A 23,936-nucleotide genomic window follows, 5' to 3' on the forward strand; every position below is an offset into this window, starting at 1 on the left:
AGCCGCTTCCTTTCGGAGGCGGCTTTTTCGTTTTTACTGTTGTGCGTGGCGGCGCTTGCGGATGATGCGGGTGATGACGAAGGCGCTCCAGGCAAGAAAACCCAGAAAGCCGAGCGGCACGGTCGCCATGCCCAGCCAGCCGAGGATGAACAGGAAGGCAAGGAGCTCGCCGATATCCGTGCCGAACATCATGCACGGATAACTGCCGGCCTCATCGACGCGGCAGCCGCTGGCATCGGCAACGGAAATGCTGATCAGTGCCGATATCAGCGGGAACAGCGCAAACAGCGCGATGGCGGTGACCGTGGCGAAATAGGCCAGCACCGGATGGCGCTGGCCAAAACGCGGACGTTCCTTGCCGAGCGGACGCCTCACTTGGCGGCTGCTTTTTTCTTGGCTGGCTCGGTGGTTTCGGCGGCTGTCACCTTATCGGCTGCCTGGCCGGCAACCGTGTCGTCCTTCGATACGGCCGGGCCCATGCGGTTCCAGGCGTCGAGGCCGGCGATCTTGTAGGCTTCGGCCAGCGTCGGGTAGTTGAAGGTGTTTTCGACGAAATATTCGACCGTGCCTTTGAGGTTGAGCACGGCCTGGCCGATATGCACGAGTTCGGTCGCCGTTTCACCGATGATGTGGACACCGAGGAGCCGGCGGGTCTTCAGCGAAAAGATCAGCTTCAGCATGCCGTTGTCGAGGCCCATGATATGGCCGCGCGAGGTTTCGCGGAAACGGGCGATGCCGCATTCGTAAGGAATGCCGCGTTCCTTCATTTCTTCTTCCGTCAGGCCGCAGGTGGAAATTTCCGGCACGGCATAGATGCCGTAAGGGAAGTATTTCTGCGGTTCCTTGGTCATGGCGCCAACGGCGACGCGGGCGGCGATGCGGCCCTGTTCCATCGAGGTGGAGGCGAGGCTCGGGAAGCCGACAACGTCACCGGCGGCAAAGATGCCGGGTACGGATGTTTCGAATGTTTCCGGGTTGACCTTGAGGCGGCCGCGGCTGTCGGCTTCGAGGCCTGCGGCCTTGAGGTTGAGGTTATCGGTTGCGCCCATGCGGCCGGCGGCAAAAAGCACCATGTCGGCGACGATGCGGCGGCCGGTGTCGACGGTGACGCTGACCTTGCCGTCCGGCAGGCGCTCGACCTTGTCGGCCTTCTGGCCGAGCAGCAGCTTCATGTTGCGGTCACGCAGCTGATAGGTGAAGTCCTCGACGATTTCCTTGTCGATGAAATCCAGCATCGTCGCTTTCGGATCGATGACGGTGACGGCGGTGTCCAGTGCGGAGAAGATGGTGGCATATTCGATGCCGATGACGCCGGCGCCGATCACGACCATCGAGCGCGGCAATTGTTCGATGTCCAGCAGTTCGTCGCTATCGAGGACGGTCTTGTTGTCGAAGGGGATGTAGTCGGGGCGGAAGGGTTTTGTGCCCACCGCAAGCAGGATGCTCGTGGCCTGCACATGCAGGATCTCGCCGTCTTCCTTCTCGATCGCCAGCGTATCCTTTGAGGCGAAGGTCGCCTTGCCGCGCATGAGCTGGACGCGGTTGCGCGAAAACTGGTGTTCCAGCACCTCGACCTCGTGGTCGAGCGTGATCAGCAGGCGGCGGCGCAGGTCTTCGGCGCTGATCTCCTGCTTGACGCGGTAGGAGAGGCCGTAAAAGCCGCGCTCGCGCCAGCCGGAGAGGTTGAGCGCCGTTTCGCGCAGGGTCTTGGATGGAATGGTGCCGGTGTGGACGGAAACGCCGCCGACCCGCTTGCCCTGTTCGATGACAAGGACTTTCTTGTCCAGTTTGGCTGCCTGGATGGCGGCGCGGCGGCCTGCGGGGCCGCTGCCGACGACGATCAGATCATAATGGTTCATAAAAAGCTCCGGCTTGGTGTGCTCGGTCGAATGCGCAATATGGCGACCAATTGTCGCAATTTCTACCTGATTTTTCTTACCGTTTGATAAGTCGGGCCGCGAATTTTGCGCATGTGCACAACGTTTGTGCAGTGCGCAAATGTGGGCACAAATGCGCTTGACGAATGCAAGAAATTGCCGTTGTTTGGAACCAATTCACAATTGGTTCATAAATTGGTCTGCCCTTGAGCGAAACCTTTCATGATAATTCCGCCTATGCGCTCGAGCGGCTTCGGACGTTGATCGGCAGCGGCGATCTGGCGGACGGCAAATTGCCGACGGAGCGCGCCCTGACCGAAACGCTGGGCGTGGGACGCCGCTCGGTTCGGCGTGCGCTGGAAGTGCTGGAATCGGAAGGCCTGATCTGGCGCCGCCAGGGGGCCGGCACCTTTGTCGGCGAAAAGCCGGATGAATGGGGCAGTCATGTCGACGCGCTGGTCGATGGCACCGACATCATGGAGATCATGGAAGTGCGCCTGCGCATCGAGCCGCAACTGGCGCAACTCGCGGCCATGCGCGCCAAGCCTGCCGAGATCGAGCGCATGCGCATGCTGGTGGAGAAGATCGAAGACAGGACCGATGCCGACGCCAAGGAGCTTTGGGATGGAGAGCTGCACCGGCAGATCGCCAAGAGTGCGGGTAACCAGCTGTTTTTGTCGATTTTCGACGTGGTCAACCGTATTCGCCAGGATGCCGCCTGGCAGGCGATCCGCGAGCGCGCCCGCCGTGCCGGCAGTAGCGTCGAGGCTTCGCATCAGCAGCACCACCTGATCATCGATGCGATCGAAGCGCGCGATCCGGGCAGGGCGGGCGAGGCGATGCGTCAGCATTTGCTGATGCACCAGGAACGGCTGATCCGCGCCACTTCGCTGGACGCATCCGGCATGACCGAGACGCAAAGTACGGCCCTTGAGATCGTGGAGGACGATGACCGTCTGATCACCTCCTCCTGACCATCTGAACAGCTTTTCCACCTTTCGGGCTGCCGGAAAGAGCAGTGTTTCGCCGAAAATAAAACCACACCAGAGGATAGAACATGAAAAAGTTTGCCACCCTGACATCGGCGCTGCTGGCCGGCGCCTTCCTGGCGTTTCCAGCGATGTCTGCAGAATTGCGCATCGGCATCAACGATGACGCCGACGTTCTCGACCCGGCGCAGTCGCGCAGCTTCGTCGGCCGTCTGGTTTATACGTCGATGTGCGACAAGCTGGTCGATATCGACCAGAACATGAAGATCGTGCCGCAGCTGGCGACCGAATGGGCCTGGTCGGAAGATGGCAAGGCGCTGACGATGAAGATCCGTGACGGCGTGAAATTCCACGACGGCGAGGTTCTGGATGCCGCAGCCGTCGTCGCTACGATCGAACGCAACATGACCATGACCGAATCGCGCCGCAAGAGCGAGCTTTCCTCGGTTGAAAAGGTCGAGGCGACCGGCCCGCTGGAAGTGAAGTTCACGCTGAAAACCGCCGACGTGACGCTTTTGGCGCAGCTGACCGACCGCGCCGGCATGATCGTCGGCCCCAAGGCTGCCAAGGAACTCGGCGCCAATTTCGGCTCCAACCCGGTTTGCGCCGGTCCGTTCAAGTTCGTTGAACGTATCCAGCAGGACCGTATCGTTCTCGAAAAATTCGCCGACTACTGGGACAAGGACCGTATCCTCGTCGACAAGGTGACTTTCCTGCCGATCCCGGACACGACGGTAAAGCTTGCCAACCTGCGTTCGGGTGACCTCGATATCGCCGAGCGTATCGCTGCTTCCGACGCGCAGTCGGTGAAGGACGATCCGAACCTCACCTATGCCGACGTCATCGGTCCCGGCAACATGGGCATCTATGTCAATGTCGGCAACGGTGCGCGCGCCGACAATCCGATGGGCAAGGACAAGCGTCTGCGTCAGGCTTTTTCGCTGTCGATCGACCGTGAGGCGCTTGGCCAGATCGTGTTCGAAGGCACGTCGCTGCCCGGTAACCAGCCTATCCCGTCGACCAGCCCCTGGTACAACAAGGATCTCCCGGTTCCGACACGCGATATCGAAAAGGCCAAGCAGCTGATGAAGGAAGCCGGCTTTGAGACTGTCGATATCGAGATGCAGCATGCCAACAACACGCTGCAGACGCAGGCGATGCAGGTCATCCAGTCGATGGTGGCCGAGGCAGGTTTCAACGTTTCGCTGAAGGCGACCGAATTTGCGACGCTGCTTTCCGAGCAGACTGCCGGCAACTATCAGATGAGCCGTTCCGACTGGTCCGGCCGTATCGATCCGGATGGCAACATTCACCAGTTCGTCACCTGCAAGGGCGGCCTCAACGACGTGAAGTACTGCAACCCGGAAGTCGACAAGCTGCTGGATGAAGCTCGCGCTTCGCAGGACGATGCTGTCCGCAAGGAAAAGTACGATGCGGCCAACGTCATCCTCAATGACGAACTGCCGATCATCTATATCGGTCACCAGCCGTATGCTTACGGTGTTTCCAAGAAGGTCGAAGGTTTTCAGCCGTCGCCGGATGGCATGATCCGTCTTCTGGGCGTTTCCAAGAAGTAATCCTGACCAATTTGCTGCGCGGGAAGCCAAAAGCCCGCGCGGCCCCTGATATCAGGAGGGCGACATGCCTGTTTACATCGGCAAGCGGCTGCTTGTTGCAATCCCGACGCTGTTGATCATCTCGATCTTCGTTTTCTCCCTGCAGAAACTTCTGCCGGGCGACCCCATTCTCGCCATGGCGGGTGAAGAGCGCGATCCGGCCGTGCTGGCTTTGCTTCGCGAAAAATATCATTTCAACGATCCCGTCATCATCCAGTATTTCCGCTGGCTTGGTGGAATGCTGACAGGCGATTTCGGCATCTCGCTGCGCACCAACCAGCCGGTGCTGGAACTGATCGGCCAGAAACTGCCGGTCACGATCCAGCTGGCCGTGATGGCGATGATCTTTGCGCTACTGATCGGTATTCCGGCCGGTATTCTCGCAGCCGTCTACAAGAACCGCGCGATCGACTACATCGCCAACATCTTCGCCCTGTCTGGACTTTCTGTCCCGAATTTCTGGCTCGGCATCATGCTTATCCTGCTGGTTTCGGTCCATCTCGGCTGGTTGCCGGCATCCGGTTACGAATCGATCTTTGTCGATCCGGTGCGCTCGATCAAAACCATGATCATGCCGGCCTTCGTGCTTTCGACGGCGCTGGCCGCCCAGCTGATGCGCCACACGCGTTCCGCCATGCTCGGCGTGCTGAGTTCGGATTATATCCGTACCGCCCGAGCCAAGGGGCTGTCGCCGCGTGAAATCATTCTTAGCCACACGTTCCGTAATGCGCTTTTGCCGATCATCACGCTGTCGGCGTTGCTGTTCGGCGAGCTTCTGGCCGGTGCCGTTCTGACCGAGCAGATTTTCACCATTCCCGGTTTCGGCAAGATGACCGTCGATGCCGTTTTCACCCGTGATTATGCCGTGGTGCAGGGCATCGTCATGTGCACGGCCATCGGATTCATCCTGATGAACCTGATTGCCGACGTGCTTTACGCGGCTCTCAACCCGCGTCTGAGGGCCACGTTATGACCGTTATCGAACAGACAGCTCCGATCCTGAAACCCCGCGAAAAAAGCCGCGCCTGGCGCAAGATGAAAGCCAATCGCGGCTCGCTGGTTGGCCTGGTGATCATCGCCTTTTTCGCCATCCTGGCGATTGCGGCGCCGATCCTGCCGATCCCTGATCCGGTCGCCACCAGCTGGGGCGCAATCCGCAAGGCGCCGTCTGCCGCCCATTGGCTCGGCACCGACGATCTTGGCCGCGACATTCTCTCCCGCATGATTTATGGCGCACGCGCCTCGCTGATGGCGGGCGTTATATCCGTAGCGATTGCGGTTGCCATCGGTGTGCCCTTCGGCCTGCTGTCGGGTTATTTCGGCGGCTGGGTCGATCAGATCATCCAGCGCATCACCGAGGCGCTGCTGGCCATGCCTTTCCTGATCACCGCGATTGCGCTTGCCGCCTTCTTGGGCCCGAGCCTCACCAATGCGATGATCGCCATCGGTCTGTCGGCCATGCCGATCTTCGTGCGGCTGACCCGCGGGCAGGTGCTGGCGGTGAAGACGGAAGATTATGTCGAGGGCGCGCGTTCGGTCGGTCTCGGCCATTTCGACATCATGACGCGGTACATCCTGCCAAACGTGTTTGCGCCGATCATCGTGCAGGCAACTCTGACGGTGGCGACCGCCATCATTGCCGAAGCCTCGCTTTCCTTCCTCGGCCTTGGCCAGCAGGCACCGGCACCTTCATGGGGTTCGATGCTCAACGTCGCCAAGAATTTTCTGAGCCAGGCGCCATGGATGGCGATGTGGCCGGGTGCGGCGATCTTCCTCGTCGTTATCGGCTTCAATCTTTTGGGCGACGGTCTGCGCGATGCGCTGGACCCGCGTGAAAACTAAAAAATTCAAGGAATGTTCGCATGAGCGACTTTACCACAAGGCCTGAAATCCTCGGCACGTTCGGGGTCGTCACCTCCACCCACTGGATCGCGTCCGCGGTCGGCATGGCCATTCTCGAAAAGGGCGGCAACGCTTTTGACGCAGCGGTTGCTACCGGTTTCGTGTTGCAGGTGGTCGAGCCGCATCTCTGCGGCCCCGGCGGCGACATGCCGGCGATCATCTATTCGAAAAAGAACGACAAGGTCGAAGTCATCTGCGCGCAGGGACCGGCGCCTGCCGGTGCCACGATCGAGCATTACACCTCGGAAGGCATGAAGCTGATCCCCGGTGACGGCCTGCTTTCCACCGTCATTCCCGGTGCATTCGACGGCTGGATGCTGATGCTGCGCGACTACGGCACCATGACCGTGCGCGAGGTGCTGGAGCCGGCGATCTATTACCTGGAACAGGGGCATCCGGTGCTGCCGCGCGTATCGGCCACCATTAAGGGCCTGGCCGAGTTTTTTGAGAAGGAATGGCCGACCTCCCACGAAACATGGCTGCCGGGCGGCGCGGCTCCCGAGCCGCTGTCCAACTTCAAGAACCCGGTTCTGGCCGAAACCTGGAAGCGCATCGTCCGCGAATCCGAAGCGGTTACAGGTCGTGAGGCGCAGGTGGATGCGGCGCGTGACGCTTTCTATCGCGGTTTCGTTGCCGAGGCGATCGAGGACTTTCTGAAGACCGCCGAGGTGATGGATGCCAGCGGATCCAAGCACAAGGGTGTGCTGACCGCTGCCGACATGGCCGGCTGGAGCGCCACGATCGAGGCACCGCAGACCTACGATTATCACGACTGGACCGTCGCCAAGACCCCAAGCTGGGGGCAGGGGCCGGTTCTGTTGCAGTCGCTGGCGCTGCTCTCGAAGATCGATCTGGCCTCGATGGACCCGACCGGCCCGGAATTCGTGCACACCGTCGTCGAGGCGATGAAGCTCGCTTATGCCGACCGCGAAGTTTATTACGGCGATCCGGAATTTGCGCAGGTGCCGATCCAGACCCTGCTGTCGGACGCCTATAACGACGAGCGTCGCAAGCTGATCGGTGCGGAAGCCTCCTACGAACTGCGTCCGGGAAAACTGCCCGGTTTCGAAAACCAGCACGACCTGACCATGTCGATGCTGGCCAGTTTCAGCGGCAAGGGCGCCGTCTATGAACCAACCATGGCGCATCTGTCGGAAAAGCGCGGCGATACCGTGCATATCGACGTCATTGACCGTTGGGGCAATATGGTGTCGACCACGCCGTCCGGCGGCTGGCTGCAGTCCTCGCCGATCGTGCCGGGCCTCGGTTTTGCTCTCAACTCGCGTGCGCAGATGTTCTGGCTGAAGGAAGGCCTGCCCACCTCGCTGGTGCCTGGCCGCCGTCCGCGCACCACGCTGACACCGTCGCTGGCGCTGCATCACGGCCGCCCGACGCTTGCCTTCGGCACGCCCGGCGGCGACCAGCAGGACCAGTGGCAGCTGCCGTTCTTCCTGCGTTACGTGCACCACGGCATGAACCTGCAGGCGACCATCGACATGCCGCTGTTCCACACCACGCATTTCCCCGGATCGTTCTACCCGCGCACCAGCCAGCCGGGCAATATCATGGTGGAATCCAGCGTCGGTGAGGCGGTGCTTGGCGATCTGCGCAAGCGCGGCCATGACGTTACCGTGTCGGATGCCTGGAGCGTTGGCCGCCTGACGGCTGCCAAGCGCGAGGCAGACGGTCTGTTGAAGGCGGCGGCAACGCCTCGCCTGATGCAGGCCTATGCGGTGGGGCGTTGACGATGGCGACAGAAACCAGAACGCCGGTCCTTTCCGTCCGCAATCTTTCCACATCGTTCAAGACGGCCGATGGCTGGAAGACCGTGGTCCGCGATATCTCCTTCGACGTGCATGCCGGGGAAACGGTTGCCATCGTCGGTGAGAGCGGCTCGGGCAAATCCGTCACCTCGCTGTCGATCATGCGGCTTCTGGCGCAGGGTTCGAGCCGTATCGAGGGCGAGGTTTTCCTCAATGGTCAAAACATTCTGGCGCTTTCCGAAAAAGAAATGCGCGGCGTGCGCGGCAATGATGTCGCGATGATCTTCCAGGAGCCGATGACTTCGCTGAACCCGATTTTCACCATTGGGCGGCAGATTTCCGAGGTTCTTATTCGCCACAAGGGCATGACACCGGTTGAGGCGCGTGCCGAAACGGTGCGGCTTCTGGAAAAGGTGCGTATTCCCAACGCCTCGTCGCGTTTCGATGAATATCCGCACCAGTTTTCCGGCGGCATGCGTCAGCGCGTGATGATCGCCATGGCATTGGCCTCCAAGCCAAAGCTGCTGATCGCCGACGAGCCGACCACGGCGCTCGATGTCACCATCCAGGGCCAGATTCTCGACCTGATCAAGATTTTGCAGGAAGAGGAGGGCATGTCCGTTCTCTTCATCACCCACGACATGGGTGTGGTTGCCGAGATCGCCGACCGGACGATCGTGATGTTCCGTGGCGATCAGGTCGAAGCCGGCCCGACCGAAGACATTTTTCATCGCGGCCAGCACCCGTATACGCGGGCGCTGCTTTCCGCCGTGCCGAAACTCGGCTCGATGGAGGGACGCCAGCGCCCGACGCGTTTCCCGATCGTCGATGTGAAGACGGGTGAGGCGGCCGAGCCGATCGAGCTTGGCGATACGGTGGATACGGGCAAGACGCCGCTTCTGGCGGTGAAGAATCTCATCACCCGTTTTCCGGTGCGCTCCGGCCTGTTTTCGCGCCAGACCGGCGCGGTGCATGCGGTCGAAAACGTTTCGTTCGATCTGTTCAAGGGCGAAACACTGTCGCTGGTCGGCGAGTCGGGCTGCGGCAAGTCCACCACCGGTCGTTCGATCATGCGGCTGATCGAGCCGACCTCGGGCGAGGTGTCGCTCGATGGTTATGACGTGATGCGGCTTGATCAGGTCGGTCTTCGCAATATGCGCAAAAGCGTGCAGATGATCTTTCAGGACCCGTTCTCGTCGCTCAATCCGCGCATGAGTGTTGGTGCGGCGATTGCCGAGCCATTCATCAAGCACAAGCTCGGTACTGCAAAACAGGCAAAGGAAAAGACAGCGGATCTGTTGGAAAAGGTCGGCTTGTCAGCCGATATGGCGGATCGTTACCCGCACGAATTTTCCGGCGGCCAGCGCCAGCGTATCGCCATCGCCCGCGCGCTCTCGCTCGATCCGAAGGTGATCGTGGCGGATGAAAGCGTGTCGGCGCTGGATGTGTCGATCAAGGCGCAGGTCTGCAATCTCCTGCTCGATCTGCAGCAGAACCTCGACATCGCCTTCCTGTTCATCAGCCATGACATGGCGGTGGTCGAGCGTGTCAGCCACCGGGTGGCGGTGATGTATCTGGGCGAAATTGTCGAGATCGGCCCGCGCGCATCCGTGTTCGGAAACCCGCAGCATGCCTATACGAAAAAGCTGATGTCGGCGGTGCCGGTACCGGACCCAGCCCGTCGCGGCATCCGTCGCGGCATCTCCAATGACGAGCTGAAAAGCCCGGTGCGCGGCATGGATTACCAGCCGCCGGTGCGCCAGTACCGTGAAGTATCGGAAGGCCATCTCGTGCAGGTGGGGTGAGGGGAGGCGGTCAGACCAGCTTCAAATCAGCCTCAACCCCTTGAGGCTGGCATGGCCGTCCTTGCCGATGATGATGTGGTCATGCACCGCAATGCCGAGCGGTTTGGCCGTGTCGATGATCGTTTTGGTCATGTCGATATCGGCGCGGGACGGTGTCGGATCGCCACTGGGATGATTGTGGACAAGCACCATGGCGGTCGCCGAAAGTTCCAGGGCGCGTCGAACCACTTCGCGCGGATAGACCGGGGTATGGTCGACCGTGCCCTTGCCCTGTATTTCGTCGGCGATCAGGGCATTGCGCTTGTCGAGAAAGAGAATGCGGAACTGTTCGCGGTCTTCATGGGCCATCGCCGCATGGCAATAATTGATGACCGACGACCACGAGGAAAGCACCTGCTTTTCGCGCAACTCGCTTTTGAGCATGCGCTGGCCAACGGTCGCGACGAGCTTCAGGTCCAGCGCCACGTTTTCGCCAACGCCCTTCACTTCCTGCAGCAGACCAAGCGGCGCGCCGAGCACGCCGGCAAGATTGCCGAAGCGGGCTATCAGGATTTTGGCGAGGGGTTTTGTATCTTTTCGCGGGATGGAGCGGAACAGGAGCAGTTCCAGAACTTCGTAATCGGCGAGTGAGGTATCGCCATGATCGCGGTATTTGTCACGCAGACGTTCACGATGGCCGATGTAATGCGCGGGCGGCTCGGTTGCGCCGCCTTCCTCGATGGCTTTCTTGATATTGTCGCGTCGGCCGGCCTGTTCGGCAAAAAAACCGCGCTCATCGACAAAACCCTCATCCGCCCCATCTGCGGAATTTTCACCGTCGGACAAGAGGGAGGCGGGAGGTTTTGCCATGTCAGCCCTGTAGTGGTGGCAGGCCGGGGCGATCAAGACCGCCGGGCGACAGCGTAAAAATTTCGCAGCCGGTGGCGGTGACGCCGACGGCGTGTTCGTATTGCGCCGACAGCGAGCGGTCGCGGGTGACGGCCGTCCAGCCATCCGCCAGAACTTTCACATGTGGCTTGCCGAGATTGATCATCGGCTCGATGGTAAAGATCATGCCTTCGCGCATTTCCGGGCCTTCATCGGCGCGGCCGTAATGCAGGATGTTGGGCGTATCGTGAAAGATTTTTCCCACGCCATGGCCGCAGAAATCGCGCACGACCGAGCAGCGCTGAGCCTCCGCATAGGTCTGGATCGCTTCGCCGATGGCGCCGATACGCGCACCGGGACGAACGGCGGCAATGCCGCGCATCAGGCATTCGTGGGTCACTTCCAGAAGGCGCTCGGCGGCGCGCTTGATCTGCCCGACCGGATACATGCGGCTCGAATCGCCGTACCAGCCGTCGAGAATGTAGGTGACGTCGATATTGACGATATCGCCTTCACGCAGGGGCTTGTCATCCGGCATGCCGTGGCAGACGACATGGTTGAGCGAGGTGCAGACCGAATATTTGTAACCGCGATAACCGAGCGTGGCCGGAAGCGCGCCGTTATCCATGCCGAATTCGAAGACAAAGCGGTCGAGCGCAGCGGTCGTCACGCCCGGCTTGACCAGTGCGGCCAGTTCATCGAGGCAACGGGCAGTCAGCTGCGACGCCTTGCGCATGCCGGCGAAATCCTCGGCCGTGTAAAGCCGGATCGCGCCAGTGTTCTTCAAGGGTGCGGAAACCGCGTCGATGTAACTTACCATTGCCGTGCCTTCATGAGATTTCCCTCCGTTCATAAAGGAGTGGGACGGGGTTCGTCCATTACCTTGATTTAGGGGAGGCGGATTTGTGTTGGGGTTCGGCAAGGCTACCCGTGCGACGACTTCCGTTTTGGTCGTTCGAGTGCTATTTAAGGTACTCTTTAGAGTGCGGAGAAAAGAGCATGGTCAGTATCGTTCTCGCTGAAATCACCGCCAGCGTTTCCGAGTTGAAGCGTAATCCGATGGGGACCGTTGCGGCCGGTGACGGTGCGCCTGTCGCCATTCTCAATCGCAACGAGCCTGCTTTTTATTGCATTCCGGCCAAAGCATATGAGGCGATGATGGATCGTCTGGAAGATCTGGAACTGAATGCGATTGCCGACAGCCGGGCGGGTGAGCCGGTGATCAAGGTCGCTCTGGATGAGCTATGAGCTTGCCTTTCTGGATGCAGCGCTAAAGGAATGGCGAAAACTCGACGCCAATATTCGCGACCAGTTCAGGAAAAAGCTGGCCGAGCGGCTGGAGAATCCGCACGTACCCTCCGCGAAACTGCACGGCGCCAAGGACCGGTACAAGATCAAGCTGCGGACCGCCGGTTATCGAGTGGTCTATGAGGTTCGTGACGCACAACTGATCGTGCTGGTCGTTGCCATCGGTCGGCGCGATAAGAATGCAGCTTATCGCACCGCCGAAGACCGTTAGATCAACTCTTCCACCGCAACCAACCTTGTTGCCCGGATTTCCTCCGGCGAAACCTCACAGGCCAGTGCATAGGCTTCGACGCCGCGCGACGCGGCCCGTCTGAAGGCGGCGGCATAGACGGGATCGAGATCGCCGCAGATGCGCAAGGCATCGCAGTCGTTGCGCTGGATGACATAGAGCATCACGGCGCGATGACCGGCCTCTGCCATATCCCCCAGTTCATCGAGATGGCGGGCACCGCGTTTGGTGGTGGTGTCGGGAAATTCGGCAAGGCCGGGTGTGCGCATGAAATGCACGTTCTTGACCTCGACATAACAATCCGGCCGCCCTTGGCCGGACAGCAGGAAATCGATGCGCGATTGCAGGCCGTATTTCTGTTCGCGCTTCAAAAGATCGTACCCGGAAAGCGCGGGCACGATGCTGGCGAGGATTGCCTCTTCCGCCAGCTTGTTGGGCAGGCCGGTATTGATGCCGACGGTGGTGCCATCCGCCTCGATCATTTCGAACATGTGGCGATATTTGCGGGTCGGGCTGTCGTGTTCGGAGAGCCAGACGCGGGAGCCGGGTGTCGTCAGGCCGCGCATCGAGCCGGTGTTGGGGCAGGATCCGGTGATATGAGTGCCGTCTTCCAGAACGGCATCGAACAGGAAACGTTTGTAACGGCTGATCAGCGTGGCCGGCACGAGGGGGGAGGCAAAGCGCATTTTTGAGACGAACTTAACTGCGGACGAGAACGTAAGCGCCGGGGGCATCGCCGAGCGGTTTCAGCTTGCCGTCCCCCGGTTGGCGGGCCGGCGCTTTTGCGTCGTTCTGCGCGGTGATCCAAGCCTGCCAGTGCGGCCACCACGAGCCATCTTCGGGATAGGCGGCATCGATCCAGTCATCGAGCGTGCCTGACAGGGGGGCGCCGGACCAGTATTGATATTTCTTGCGCTCCGGCGGATTGACGACGCCGGCGATGTGGCCGGAAGCCGTCAGCACGAATTCCGTCGGCCCGCCGAACAGCATGCTGCCCTTGAAGACGGATTTTGCCGGCGCGATATGGTCGTCGCGGGTTGCGAGGCTGTAGACGGGGATTTTGATGTCGGACAGCGCAATCGGTTTGCCGGCCAGTTCCATCCGTCCCTGACTGAGCGCGTTATCGAGATAGCAGTTGCGCAGGTAATAGGCGTGATTGGCCGGTGTCATGCGTGTCGAATCGGCATTCCAGTGCAACAGGTCAAAGGGCAGGGGATCGCGGCCCTTCAGATAATTGCTGACGACATAGGGCCAGATCAGTTCGGAGGCACGCAGCATGTTGAAAGCCGTCGCCATTTTCGAGCCGGCCAGATAACCGACATCGCTCATGTGTTTTTCGAGGATGGCCAACTGCTCCTCATCAACGAACACCTTCAGGTCGCCGGCATGGGTGAAATCCACCTGTGCGGCGAGGAACGTGGCGGATGCGACGCGAGGCAGGCGCGATTTCGGCTTGTCGCTTTTCCGGGCAAGGGCGGTAGCGAGCAGCGTGCCGCCGACACAATAACCGACGGCGTTGATGTCGCGTTCGCCGGTGGCGGTCTGGACTGTCTTTAGTGCGAAGTCGATGCCGTCGTTGATATAGCTTTCCCAACCCATCGCAGCGTGGCGTTCATCCGGGTTGACCCAGGAGACCATGAAGACGGTATGACCCTGTTCGACGCACCAGCGGACAAAGCTTTTCTGCGGGGTCAGGTCGAGAATGTAGAACTTGTTGATCCATGGCGGGATGATCAGCAGCGGCCGCTTGAAAACCGTTTCCGTGGCTGGCGCATATTGGATGATTTCGCAGATCTCGCTGCGGGCAATCACCTTGCCGGGGGTGATGGCCAGATCCTCGCCGATGACGTAGCGGCTTTCGTCCGTCTGGCGCAGGCGCAACTCGCCGCCGCCCCTGGCGATATCCTCGGCCAGCATGCGCATGCCCTGCACGAGATTGATGCCGCTAGACGCTACCGTTTCGCGAAACACCTCGGGATTTGTCAGGGCGAAATTGCTGGGCGAGAGGGCGGCCGTTACTTGCCGCAGATAAAAATCGGCCTTGTGGCGGGTATGCTCGTCGAGGTCCTGCGCCTGTTTCACCAGTTGTTCGGCCCAGGCGGCGGTGACGACATAGGCCTGTCGCAGGACCGCGAAGAACGGGTTCTTGCTCCAGTCTTCGTCGGCGAATCGTTTGTCTCTCGGAAGTTCCGGTTCCGGCGGAACCGCTTCGCCTGAAAAACGCGCGACGGAGCGCGACCAGATGGTCATGTAGCTGGAGAGAAGCAGGGTCTGCGCTTCAAGCGTCCGCTGTGGTTCGGCCATCCAGTATTCGGCAACTTTCGAGAGCGTTTTTATGAGGTCTGTCAGCGGATCGAGCGTGTCGACCAGTTCGCCACGCTCGCGTGGTCCGAGCCATTCGGTCGCGGCTTTGCCGAAATTTTCGGCGGCGCGCGCAAGGTTCATCGCAAGAGCTTGCGGGTCCCGCACCAGATAGGCATCGACAGATGCAGGATCAAAGCCCGGGAAACCCTGACTTTCCGACTTGCCGGTCTGGTCTTTTTTCGCGCTCACGCTGGCCGTCCGGTCTCTGTTGAATTAAAGTCTGTTTTCGTTTGTATATGGCGCTCGAAAGCGAATACAAGTCCAGCGATTGGCGTTCGCCAACAGACGTTTCGATGAAAGGTGGACGCAGGGAATGGAAAAAATGAGGCATGGGTTCGGCAGACTGTCTTTCGTGGCTGCCCTGATTGCCATTCCGGTGGGGCTGTCCGGCTGCAATTCCTTTGCGCTGGATGACGGCATTCCCAACACTGCGCCGCAGGCGACGGTGGTTCCCGCACGCAGTGTGACTGACGGTCCGGTGGCCCGCAAGCAGGGTACGGGATACCCGACTTTCGACGGCAAGCTGACCGCCGCCAACACCCAGATCGGCGATGCCGAATATAGCAGTCAGGAAAGCCAGATGTCGGCTTTGGCGCGTGCGCGCGGCAACGGTTCGATCTCGGAAAAGGAATACCAGAGACGCGTCGCGGAACTGCAGGCAGTTGCGGCCGGTCACGTAACCGACGCGGACGCGAAAATCTCCGGTAATTAGGCTTGCGTTTGCGCCAATTTGGACGCAAAGCACGCCTCCAGCCTGATGTGAGCCGCATTGGTTGCGGTTCAAGGCTTTTATCCTTCCAAGGGGAGAGACATGGAAGAGTTTCATAAGGTCCGACGCCTACCGCCCTACGTCTTCGAACAGGTCAACCGTTTGAAGGCCAGCGCGCGAGCGGGTGGCGCGGACATTATCGATCTCGGCATGGGCAATCCCGACCTTCCGACGCCGAAGGCGATCGTCGACAAGCTGTGCGAAGTGGTTCAGGACCCGCGCACGCACCGTTATTCCTCATCCAAGGGCATTCCCGGCCTGCGCCGTGCCCAGGCTGCCTATTATGCCCGTCGTTTTGGCGTGAAGCTGAACCCGGATACGCAGGTCGTCGCGACGCTCGGTTCCAAGGAAGGTTTTGCCAATATGGCGCAGGCCATCACGGCACCGGGCGATGTCATCCTGTGCCCGAACCCGACCTATCCGATCCACGCTTTCGGCTTCCTGATGGCCGGCGGCGTGATCCGTTCGATGTCGGTTGAGCCGGACGAAAGCTTCTTTCCGCCGCTCGAGCGTGCGGTCAAGCACTCGATCCCGAAACCGCTGGCGCTGATCATCAACTATCCGTCCAACCCGACGGCGCATGTCGCCTCGTTGGATTTCTACAAGGACGTTATCGCGTTCGCGAAGAAGCATGAGCTGATCGTGCTGTCGGACCTTGCCTATTCGGAAATCTATTTCGATGAAAAGGCACCGCCGCCGTCGGTTCTGGAAGTGCCGGGTGCGATCGATGTCTGCGTCGAGTTCACCTCGATGTCGAAAACCTTTTCCATGCCGGGCTGGCGCATGGGCTTTGCCGTCGGCAACGAGCGCCTGATCGCTGCCCTGACCCGCGTAAAATCCTATCTGGATTATGGTGCGTTCACACCGATCCAGGTGGCCGCGACCCACGCCCTGAATGGCGATGGGACCGATATTGCCGAAGTGCGCAATGTCTATCGCCGCCGCCGCGATGTCATGGTCGACACTTTTGGCAAGGCCGGTTTCGAAGTGCCGCCGCCGGCGGCCACCATGTTCGCATGGGCAAAGATCCCGGAAAAATTCCGCCATCTCGGTTCGCTCGAATTCTCCAAGCTGCTGGTGGAAAAAGCCGATGTGGCCGTAGCACCAGGCATCGGTTTCGGTGAGCAGGGCGACGATTACGTGCGCCTTGCGCTGGTCGAAAACGAGCATCGCATCCGCCAGGCTGCGCGCAGCATCAAGAAGTTCCTGTCGACCGCAGACGAAACCCTGCACAACGTGATCTCGCTCAACGCGCATCGCTGACAGGAATCTCTATCGTGGCCGGATGATCTTCCGGCCACTCCCGCCTTTTGAAATCAAAAATCAGGATAAAGACAGATGGCAGACGCCCTCAAAATCGGCATTGCGGGTCTTGGCACTGTGGGCTCGTCCCTGGTGCGCATTCTTGGCGAACGCGCAAGTGAACTCGCCAGGACATGTGGACGTCCGATTACGATTACGGCGGTCAGCGCACGCGACAAGAGCCGCGACCGCGGCGTCGATCTGTCTGCCATCCAGTGGTTCGATTCGGCCGTCGACATGGCGAATTCGGCTGATATCGATGTCTTCGTGGAACTGATGGGCGGTGCCGAAGGTGCCGCCGACCAGTCGGTGCGCGCAGCCCTTTCGCGCGGTCTGCATGTCGTCACCGCCAACAAGGCGCTTCTGGCGCGTTGCGGCGTCGAGCTTGCCGTCATGGCGGAAGAAAAGGGCGCGCTTCTGAACTACGAAGCAGCCGTTGCCGGTGGTATTCCGGTGATCAAGGCGCTGCGTGAATCGCTGACCGGCAATACCGTGTCGCGCGTCTACGGCATCATGAACGGCACCTGCAATTACATCCTGACCCGGATGGAGAAGGAAGGACTGTCCTTCGAGGCCTGCCTCAAGGAAGCGCAGCGTCTGGGCTATGCCGAAGCCGATCCGACCTTCGATATCGAGGGCAATGACACGGCCCACAAGCTCGCCATCCTGACGACGCTGGCCTTCGGCACGCAGATCGCGGCCGACGAGATCTATCTCGAAGGCATTTCCAACATTTCCATCGAGGATATCCAGGCAGCCGCCGACCTCGGTTATCGCATCAAGCTGCTTGGCGTGGCGCTGCGCACCGATACCGGCATCGAGCAGCGCGTGCACCCGACCATGGTGCCGCATGACAGCGTGATTGCGCAGGTCGATGGCGTCACCAATGCGGTGGCGATCGAGTCCGACATTCTCGGCGAATTGCTGATGGTCGGCCCAGGCGCCGGCGGCAATGCGACGGCGTCTGCCGTGCTGGGTGATATCGCCGACATCGCCAAGAGCCGCCCGGGTGCGCAGCGCGTGCCGGTGCTCGGCAATCCGGCAGCGTCGCTTGCGCCTTACACGCAGGCGCAGATGCAGAGCCACGAAGGTGGTTATTTCATTCGCCTCACGGTTCTTGACCGTGCCGGTGTGTTTGCCGATGTGGCGACCCGCATGGCGGATAACGGTATTTCGCTGGAATCGATCGTGCAGCGCGCCAAGGGTGCGGAGACGGATTCCAAGACGATCATCCTCGTCACCCACGCGACGACGGAACAATCCGTCCGTCAGGCGGTTGATGCCATCAAGTCGGGTACGTACCTGGCGGGCGAACCGCAGGTGATCCGTATCGAGCGCCCCAAGGCTTTTTAAGACTTAACAGCCTCCTCACGGATATTTTACTTCTGTAGCATGTCTGCATCTAAAGTATGAGATGCAGACATGTGCCGCTTTCCGGCAGGCGGCCCGAACTGCATTAAGATTATTTTTGGTAAGATCTTACCCGTAAATCCCTCGGGCTGGTTTTGTATTTGGGTTTGATATATAAAAACCTACAACCAGAAAATACGGGAGGCTCTCTGAAATGTCTTTGGGTGTGGCGGAAGACCTGTCACGTTTGATCGTCGAAGCGGCAACGGACGCCATTGCTGATATTCGATTGCTCGAAGGCTGGAAGGGGAGCGAAAGCGACGACGATTTTCAGGGCACGCGCAACTGGGCGGCGCTTCTGGTTCTTTTGTCGATCCCAGCGTTTTTCGTGATGGTAATCTCGCTCATCGTCTGGCTGATCTAAGCCTTTTCCCGTCCGTTTTCATTTCTCCGTGGTCCACTTCTTCGATTGAGGGAGTGTTGCCATGATTCGCGAACCCATTGTGGGGTGTGGGCTGAATAGGCTAGATGGCTTTCATGAGCCCAAGCCCGATCATGCCCACCGCATCCGAACCCGTCGATCCGATTGCCCGCGCCTTTCTCGGTGTCGAAAAATCCGTCAGTGACCAGCGCTGGATGGCGCGCCTCGATCAGGCGGGTCTCAACCGTGCCTTAGCGATGTCGCAGGTGCATGGCATTCCCGAACTGGTCTGCCGCGTTCTGGCGGGGCGTGGCGTTGGTGTGGACGAGGCTCCGGCCTTTCTCGATCCCACCATTCGTTCCCTGATGCCGGATCCCTACACGCTGACCGACTGCGAAAAAGCCGCCGCTCGGCTGGCGGATGCGATCATGCGCGGGGAAAAGGTAGCGATCTTCGGTGACTATGATGTCGATGGTGCCTCGTCCTCGGCGCTGATGTCGCGTTTCCTGCACCATTTTGGTCTGTCGAGCGAGATCTACATTCCGGACCGTATCTTTGAAGGTTACGGACCCAATCCAGCCGCGATCCGCCAGCTGATCGTCAATGGCGCGCAATTGATCGTTACGGTCGACTGCGGCTCCACCAGCCACGAATCGCTCGCCGTGGCGCGTGACGAAAACTGCGATGTGGTGGTGATCGACCACCACCAGCTGGGCGAGGATCTGCCGCCATGCCTGGCGCTGGTCAATCCCAACCGCGAGGACGATCTTTCAGGGCAGGGGCATCTGTGTGCCGCCGGCGTCGTGTTTCTTGTTCTGGTGGCGACGGCGCGGATTCTACGTGAGAGAAAACATCCGCAGGCGGGTGGGCTGGATCTGCTGGCATGGCTGGATATCGTGGCGCTGGCGACGGTGTGCGATGTGGTGCCGCTGAAGGGCCTGAACCGCGCCTATGTGGTCAAGGGCCTGCTGGCGGCGCGCCATATGGGCAATGCAGGTCTTGCCGCGCTATTTCGCAAGGCGGGGCTGGCCGGCCCCGTGACGCCCTATCATCTGGGTTTTCTCATCGGCCCGAGAATCAATGCCGGCGGCCGTATCGGTGATGCAGCGCTCGGAAGCCGTCTGCTGACGCTGGATGACGGTCCTGCCGCCGATGTGATCGCGGAACGGCTGGACGAGCTCAACCGCGAGCGTCAGGCCATGGAGGCCGCCATGCTGGCGGAAGCCGAGGGTGAGGTTCTGGCCGAATATGGCAATGGCGAAAACGCCTCCGTCATCGTCACCGCCAATCAGAACTGGCATGCCGGCATCGTCGGGCTGATCGCGGCCCGCATCAAGGAAAAGTTCAAGCGTCCGGCCTTTGCTATCGCTTTTGATCCCTCAGGGCGCGGCACAGGCTCGGGTCGCTCTATTCCGGGCTTCGACATGGGCAGGATGGTGCGCGCCGCCGTGGATGAGGGCCTGCTGGCCAAGGGCGGCGGGCATGCCATGGCGGCCGGCCTGACGGTCGATCGCGCCAATCTGGGCAAGCTGCGCGCCTTTTTTGAGGCGCGTGCGGAAAAGGATGTGCCGGCGCTTGTCGCCAATCATGTGCTGAAGATAGATGGCGCGCTGTCGGCCTCCGGTGCGACGCTGGAGCTGATCAACCGCATGGAACAGGCAGGGCCTTATGGCTCGGGTCATTCGCAGCCGGTGTTTGCGCTGCCGTCGCATCGAATCGTCGATTCGCGCACGGTCGGCACATCGCATGTGAAAGTGACGCTGGAGGCTGTCGATGGCAGCCGTCTCGATGGAATCAGTTTTCGTTCGGCCGACACGCCTCTTGGGCAGATGCTGCTCAATGGTCGCGGCACGCAGGTGCATGTGGCCGGCAATCTGAGCGCCGATCACTGGCAATCGAGCAGGCGTGTGCAGTTGCGCATTCTGGATGCTGCAAGGTCGCTCTGAAAGGGGCGATCTTTTTTCGGAAATCCAACTGCAGCCTGAATTGCTTTGTACGCAATTAATACTGTCTTGGGAGAGGGGAGTGGCACGCCCTAGGGGAGTCGAACCCCTCTTTTCAGAATGAAAATCTGACGTCCTAACCGATAGACGAAGGGCGCATGCCGTTCCGCGTTTGCTGCGGTGGGTGCCTTATAGTCAGGGTCTGTGAATGCCGCAAGCGGTAAAATGATCATTCGCACGAATTTATTCGTAAAAATGTCATCGGCCTGAACAGGCTGTGGATGGCGGTGCCAGAAGTTCGGGATTCTGCAAGGGAAACAGGTGCTTGATGCGAGCGAGCCGCATCGCGATAGAGCGTGGAAAGCCTGTTGAAGGACTGGGGATAACCAGTTTCAAAAGCGGTCTTTGATCGTGAGGATAAAGGGAGGGAGTGGCACGCCCTAGGGGAGTCGAACCCCTCTTTTCAGAATGAAAATCTGACGTCCTAACCGATAGACGAAGGGCGCATGCCGTGTCCGCGTTTGCTGCGGTGGCGCCCTTATAGTCAGGCCTTTTTTTTTCCGCAAGCGCCCAATGATGATTTTTTACAAAAAAATGACGGCGCCCGTGAGCGCCGTCGAAAAACGCGGAAAACAAAGGGATTTCAGCCGCTTCCGTGGCCTGTGGAAAAGCTGCGTGCCTACCAGAGACCCTGAACGACCGGTTCGGCGGTGGCGGATGCGGCAGGGCGGGTGGCGATGCCCGGCGGCGTGTGGTTCACGGCTGCGGGTGCAGCACCGTTGGCGCTGTCGGAATTCGACGCCATTTGCGGGCCGCCGGCAAACAGGCCGCCGGTGGTGCCACTGATGCGGCGGACGGGTGCATAAGCAACCGCATCCGTGCTGAGCGATCCGGTGGCGCTGGAGACATTCTGTGCCGAAGCGGAGGGTTCGCTTGCGGTCGTAAGGTCTGCTGCCGGTGCTGCCGCTGCGGAGAAGATGCTGTTGCGTCCGGCCTGAATGACCGTCGGCTGGGTGACGAGACCGGCCATGGCCGATTCCGTCAGTTCCGGCACGGCGGATGGCGTCGCTGTGTTGCGGGCCTGCGCCTGCCTTGCCGATGTTGCTTTTTCGGAGCGCATGGTGGCCATGGCGCTGCGACCCGAGGCGCGGAAATCGCGAACATTCTGGCCGTCGGCGATGTCAGTCTGGCTGACATTCTGATTCTGGCCGGGGCGGGCGCTGACCAGCGGATCCACGTAGGTGGAGGCGCCGTTTTTCTGCCGCTGCTGTTTGGTGGCGGCGGCCTGCTGCATCGCTTCGGCGGCCGAGGAGGCGCGCGGACCCGGAGCCGCCGTTGCCGCGACTTCCGGCGTCTTTGCCGTCAGAGAGCAGCCGGACATGGCAAGGGTGAGGATCATCAGGGACGCCGATACGGCGAGCCTTTTTTTGAACGTGGACGGATGCGACACCGGCATTCCCCGCTTTATTAAAAAGAAACAGGCCTGCATGATGCACATGCAAGCCTGTGTCAGGCTTTCGGGAAAGCCGTTTGAGCGCCGTGGCGCTTCAGATTACCAGCTGCCGGTATTCGGCATGGAGAGCCATGGTTCGGCCGGGGTGAGCGCTGCGCCCTTCTGAAGGATTTCGATGGAAATGCCGTCAGGCGAGCGAACGAAGGCCATGTTGCCGTCGCGCGGCGGGCGGTTGATGGTGATGCCCTTGTCCATCAGGTGCTGGCAGAACTCGTGGATATTGTCGACTTCGTAAGCGAGGTGGCCAAAATTGCGGCCGCCGGTATAATCCTCGGTGTCCCAGTTATAGGTGAGTTCAAGGCAGGGTGCCTTGTTGGCGCGGGCGGCTTCCACGTCCTCGGAGGCTGCCAGGAAGATCAGCGTGAAGCGGCCTTTTTCGCTTTCGGTGCGGCGCACTTCCTGAAGACCAAAGATCTCGGTGTAGAATTTCAGCGAAGCGTCGATGTCCTTGATGCGGACCATGGTGTGAAGATAGCGCATGAGGGCTCCTTAGGCTTGTCATGTCAGGCGTGGCGACGCCTTGGGATATGCATCAGCCGTCAGCCTCGGACAAGGCATGCAGCTTAAGCAGAAGATAAAAGAAGTCGGGGCTTGCGCTCTACGGTCGGCGCAATGTTATTCTGACTTCTCAAGAATCAGTTAACCGTAACTTCGTGACGCGTATCGAGGGGCTGAGAAAACATGGCTGACAGAATGTCATCGAAAGACATTGCCGCATTCGAAGAGCTCTCGGGCGAACCGGTCGAGCTCATTGAAATCACCGGCGTGGTAAAATGGTTCGACGTGGCCAAGGGATTTGGTTTCATCGTTCCCGACAATGGCATGCAGGATGTTCTGCTGCATGTGAGCTGCCTGCGCCGCGACGGCTACCAGACGATCCTGGAAGGCACGCGCATCGTGGCGATGATCCAGCGACGGGATCGCGGTTTCCAGGCGTTTCGCATTCTCTCCATGGACCAGTCGACGGCGGTGCATCCCTCACAGATGCCGCCGGTTCGCACCCATGTTCAGGTAACGCCGACCAGCGGGCTTGAGCGCGCCATCGTCAAGTGGTTCAACCGCACCAAGGGCTTTGGCTTCCTGACGCGCGGCGAGGGCACCGAGGACATTTTTGTCCACATGGAAACGCTGCGCCGTTTCGGCCTGACCGAGCTGCGCCCCGGCCAGGTGGTTCTGGTGCGCTTCGGACCCGGCGACAAGGGCATGATGGCGGCGGAAATCCACCCGGACAACCCGACGCCCGGCAACAGGGCGCATTGATCATGCGTGCCGCTGTTATGACTTTTTTTGCGAGCGCCGTTCTGGCGCTCTCTCTGTTTGTGGGTGGTGCTGCGGCCGCGCCGGTGCGTTTTGGCACGGAGCCGCTGGTCATCGAAACGGCTGGTGGGCAGAGCCATAAGTTCACGGTGGAATTGGCTCTTGATGATGCACAGCGCGAGCAGGGCCTGATGCTGCGCGAAAAAATGGCGGCGGATAGCGGCATGCTGTTCGATTTTGGCATGTCGCGCGATGTCAGCATGTGGATGCGCAACACGCTTTTGCCGCTCGACATGCTGTTCATCCGCAAGGACGGGGCCATCAGCCATATCCACGAAAACGCGACGCCGCAGTCGGATGCGATCATTTCCTCGCGCGGGCCGGTCAAATATGTTCTGGAGCTGAATGGTGGTCGTGCCAGGGCTTTGGGCATCAAGCCGGGCGACACGGTAAAGAGCCGCCAGATCGGCAATGCGAAATAAATGGTGGACTGGTTTGACGAATGTTGCGCAAACAGCGTTTTTTGCTGTTGCGGCAACGGCATGAACCGTGTATCTCGCAGTCATCTTTGGAACGGAGTGTAGCGCAGTCTGGTAGCGCATCTGGTTTGGGACCAGAGGGTCGGGAGTTCGAATCTCTCCACTCCGACCATTGATCAGCT

General features: G+C 60.2%; 23 protein-coding genes and 3 tRNA genes. 16 read left to right on the top strand and 10 right to left on the bottom strand.

What is annotated here, in order from left to right; translation table 11 throughout:
• Positions 1-33: 33 nt before the first annotated feature.
• Positions 34-375: a hypothetical protein gene (locus tag J2T09_RS13510; RefSeq protein ID WP_306835461.1), complete on the bottom strand. Its 342-nt coding sequence runs from the start codon at positions 373-375 to the stop codon at positions 34-36.
• Positions 372-1,859: a Si-specific NAD(P)(+) transhydrogenase gene (gene sthA, locus J2T09_RS13515; protein WP_306835462.1), complete on the bottom strand. Its 1,488-nt coding sequence runs from the start codon at positions 1,857-1,859 to the stop codon at positions 372-374. The genes J2T09_RS13510 and sthA overlap by 4 nt, the downstream gene beginning before the upstream one ends.
• A gap of 224 nt (positions 1,860-2,083) precedes the next feature.
• On the opposite strand from sthA, the gene J2T09_RS13520 reads away from it, so the two are divergent.
• From J2T09_RS13520 to J2T09_RS13545, 6 genes are all read left to right on the top strand, one after another.
• Entirely contained in the window at positions 2,084-2,851 is a 768-nt protein-coding gene (locus J2T09_RS13520) for a FadR/GntR family transcriptional regulator (protein WP_306835463.1), read from the top strand.
• Positions 2,852-2,934: 83 nt separating this feature from the next.
• On the top strand, positions 2,935-4,443 hold the full coding sequence (locus J2T09_RS13525; protein WP_306835464.1) for an ABC transporter substrate-binding protein: 1,509 nt from the start codon (positions 2,935-2,937) through the stop codon (positions 4,441-4,443).
• 64 nt (positions 4,444-4,507) lie between these two features.
• Positions 4,508-5,455, top strand: coding sequence for an ABC transporter permease (locus J2T09_RS13530; protein ID WP_306835465.1), 948 nt, complete (start codon positions 4,508-4,510; stop codon positions 5,453-5,455).
• Complete coding sequence (locus J2T09_RS13535; RefSeq protein ID WP_306835466.1) at positions 5,452-6,324, top strand: ABC transporter permease; 873 nt, start codon at positions 5,452-5,454, stop codon at positions 6,322-6,324. The genes J2T09_RS13530 and J2T09_RS13535 overlap by 4 nt, the downstream gene beginning before the upstream one ends.
• A 20-nt stretch (positions 6,325-6,344) precedes the next feature.
• Positions 6,345-8,129, top strand: coding sequence for a gamma-glutamyltransferase family protein (locus J2T09_RS13540; protein WP_306835467.1), 1,785 nt, complete (start codon positions 6,345-6,347; stop codon positions 8,127-8,129).
• 2 nt (positions 8,130-8,131) lie between these two features.
• Complete coding sequence (locus J2T09_RS13545; protein ID WP_306835468.1) at positions 8,132-9,952, top strand: ABC transporter ATP-binding protein; 1,821 nt, start codon at positions 8,132-8,134, stop codon at positions 9,950-9,952.
• 21 nt (positions 9,953-9,973) lie between these two features.
• On the opposite strand, the gene radC is transcribed toward J2T09_RS13545, so the two are convergent.
• Both radC and map read right to left on the bottom strand, forming a co-directional pair.
• A complete protein-coding gene (radC, locus tag J2T09_RS13550; RefSeq protein WP_306835469.1) occupies positions 9,974-10,801 on the bottom strand; it encodes a RadC family protein in 828 nt (275 codons plus the stop codon).
• 1 nt (position 10,802) lies between these two features.
• Complete coding sequence (map, locus tag J2T09_RS13555; RefSeq protein WP_306835470.1) at positions 10,803-11,639, bottom strand: type I methionyl aminopeptidase; 837 nt, start codon at positions 11,637-11,639, stop codon at positions 10,803-10,805.
• Between the two features lie 179 nt (positions 11,640-11,818).
• Between map and J2T09_RS13560 the strand changes: the two genes are divergently transcribed.
• Together J2T09_RS13560 and J2T09_RS13565 are read left to right on the top strand one after the other, a co-directional pair.
• Positions 11,819-12,067, top strand: a complete 249-nt coding sequence (locus tag J2T09_RS13560) for a type II toxin-antitoxin system Phd/YefM family antitoxin (RefSeq protein ID WP_306835471.1) — start codon at positions 11,819-11,821, stop codon at positions 12,065-12,067.
• Positions 12,057-12,338 (top strand): type II toxin-antitoxin system RelE family toxin, encoded by a 282-nt coding sequence (locus tag J2T09_RS13565; RefSeq protein ID WP_306835472.1) that lies wholly within the window; start codon positions 12,057-12,059, stop codon positions 12,336-12,338. Before J2T09_RS13560 ends, J2T09_RS13565 begins: the two co-directional genes overlap by 11 nt.
• On the opposite strand, the gene sfsA is transcribed toward J2T09_RS13565, so the two are convergent.
• A complete protein-coding gene (sfsA, locus tag J2T09_RS13570; RefSeq protein WP_306835473.1) occupies positions 12,335-13,042 on the bottom strand; it encodes a DNA/RNA nuclease SfsA in 708 nt (235 codons plus the stop codon). The two genes, J2T09_RS13565 and sfsA, sit on opposite strands and share 4 nt — an antisense overlap.
• Positions 13,043-13,055: 13 nt before the next feature.
• Positions 13,056-14,909 carry a PHA/PHB synthase family protein gene (locus J2T09_RS13575; protein WP_306835474.1) on the bottom strand — a complete coding sequence of 618 codons (1,854 nt, stop codon included), beginning with the start codon at positions 14,907-14,909 and terminating at the stop codon, positions 13,056-13,058.
• Between the two features lie 124 nt (positions 14,910-15,033).
• On the opposite strand from J2T09_RS13575, the gene J2T09_RS13580 reads away from it, so the two are divergent.
• The 5 genes from J2T09_RS13580 (at position 15,034) to recJ (ending at position 20,508) form a co-directional block, all read left to right on the top strand.
• Positions 15,034-15,432, top strand: coding sequence for a hypothetical protein (locus J2T09_RS13580; protein ID WP_306835475.1), 399 nt, complete (start codon positions 15,034-15,036; stop codon positions 15,430-15,432).
• Between the two features lie 99 nt (positions 15,433-15,531).
• Positions 15,532-16,752 (top strand): LL-diaminopimelate aminotransferase, encoded by a 1,221-nt coding sequence (locus tag J2T09_RS13585; RefSeq protein WP_306835476.1) that lies wholly within the window; start codon positions 15,532-15,534, stop codon positions 16,750-16,752.
• Positions 16,753-16,827: 75 nt separating this feature from the next.
• A complete protein-coding gene (locus J2T09_RS13590; protein ID WP_306835477.1) occupies positions 16,828-18,144 on the top strand; it encodes a homoserine dehydrogenase in 1,317 nt (438 codons plus the stop codon).
• 211 nt (positions 18,145-18,355) lie between these two features.
• Entirely contained in the window at positions 18,356-18,565 is a 210-nt protein-coding gene (locus J2T09_RS13595; RefSeq protein ID WP_306835478.1) for a hypothetical protein, read from the top strand.
• 113 nt (positions 18,566-18,678) lie between these two features.
• On the top strand, positions 18,679-20,508 hold the full coding sequence (gene recJ / locus J2T09_RS13600; protein WP_306835642.1) for a single-stranded-DNA-specific exonuclease RecJ: 1,830 nt from the start codon (positions 18,679-18,681) through the stop codon (positions 20,506-20,508).
• Between the two features lie 80 nt (positions 20,509-20,588).
• Here the strand turns inward: recJ and J2T09_RS13605 are convergent.
• The 4 genes from J2T09_RS13605 to gloA form a co-directional block, all read right to left on the bottom strand.
• Positions 20,589-20,663 (bottom strand) — tRNA-Glu (locus tag J2T09_RS13605).
• Between the two features lie 273 nt (positions 20,664-20,936).
• A tRNA-Glu gene (locus J2T09_RS13610) sits at positions 20,937-21,011 on the bottom strand.
• A 173-nt stretch (positions 21,012-21,184) separates the two neighbouring features.
• A complete protein-coding gene (locus tag J2T09_RS13615) occupies positions 21,185-21,904 on the bottom strand; it encodes a hypothetical protein (RefSeq protein WP_306835479.1) in 720 nt (239 codons plus the stop codon).
• Positions 21,905-22,057: 153 nt separating this feature from the next.
• Positions 22,058-22,498 carry a lactoylglutathione lyase gene (gene gloA, locus J2T09_RS13620; RefSeq protein ID WP_306835480.1) on the bottom strand — a complete coding sequence of 147 codons (441 nt, stop codon included), beginning with the start codon at positions 22,496-22,498 and terminating at the stop codon, positions 22,058-22,060.
• Positions 22,499-22,699: 201 nt separating this feature from the next.
• On the opposite strand from gloA, the gene J2T09_RS13625 reads away from it, so the two are divergent.
• From J2T09_RS13625 to J2T09_RS13635, 3 genes are all read left to right on the top strand, one after another.
• On the top strand, positions 22,700-23,278 hold the full coding sequence (locus J2T09_RS13625) for a cold-shock protein (RefSeq protein WP_306835481.1): 579 nt from the start codon (positions 22,700-22,702) through the stop codon (positions 23,276-23,278).
• Positions 23,279-23,280: 2 nt separating this feature from the next.
• A complete protein-coding gene (locus tag J2T09_RS13630) occupies positions 23,281-23,757 on the top strand; it encodes a DUF192 domain-containing protein (RefSeq protein ID WP_306835482.1) in 477 nt (158 codons plus the stop codon).
• Between the two features lie 92 nt (positions 23,758-23,849).
• Positions 23,850-23,926: transfer RNA gene (locus J2T09_RS13635), tRNA-Pro, on the top strand.
• Positions 23,927-23,936: the final 10 nt, after the last annotated feature.

The organism is Neorhizobium huautlense, assembly GCF_030811685.1.
GTDB lineage: Bacteria > Pseudomonadota > Alphaproteobacteria > Rhizobiales > Rhizobiaceae > Neorhizobium > Neorhizobium huautlense_A.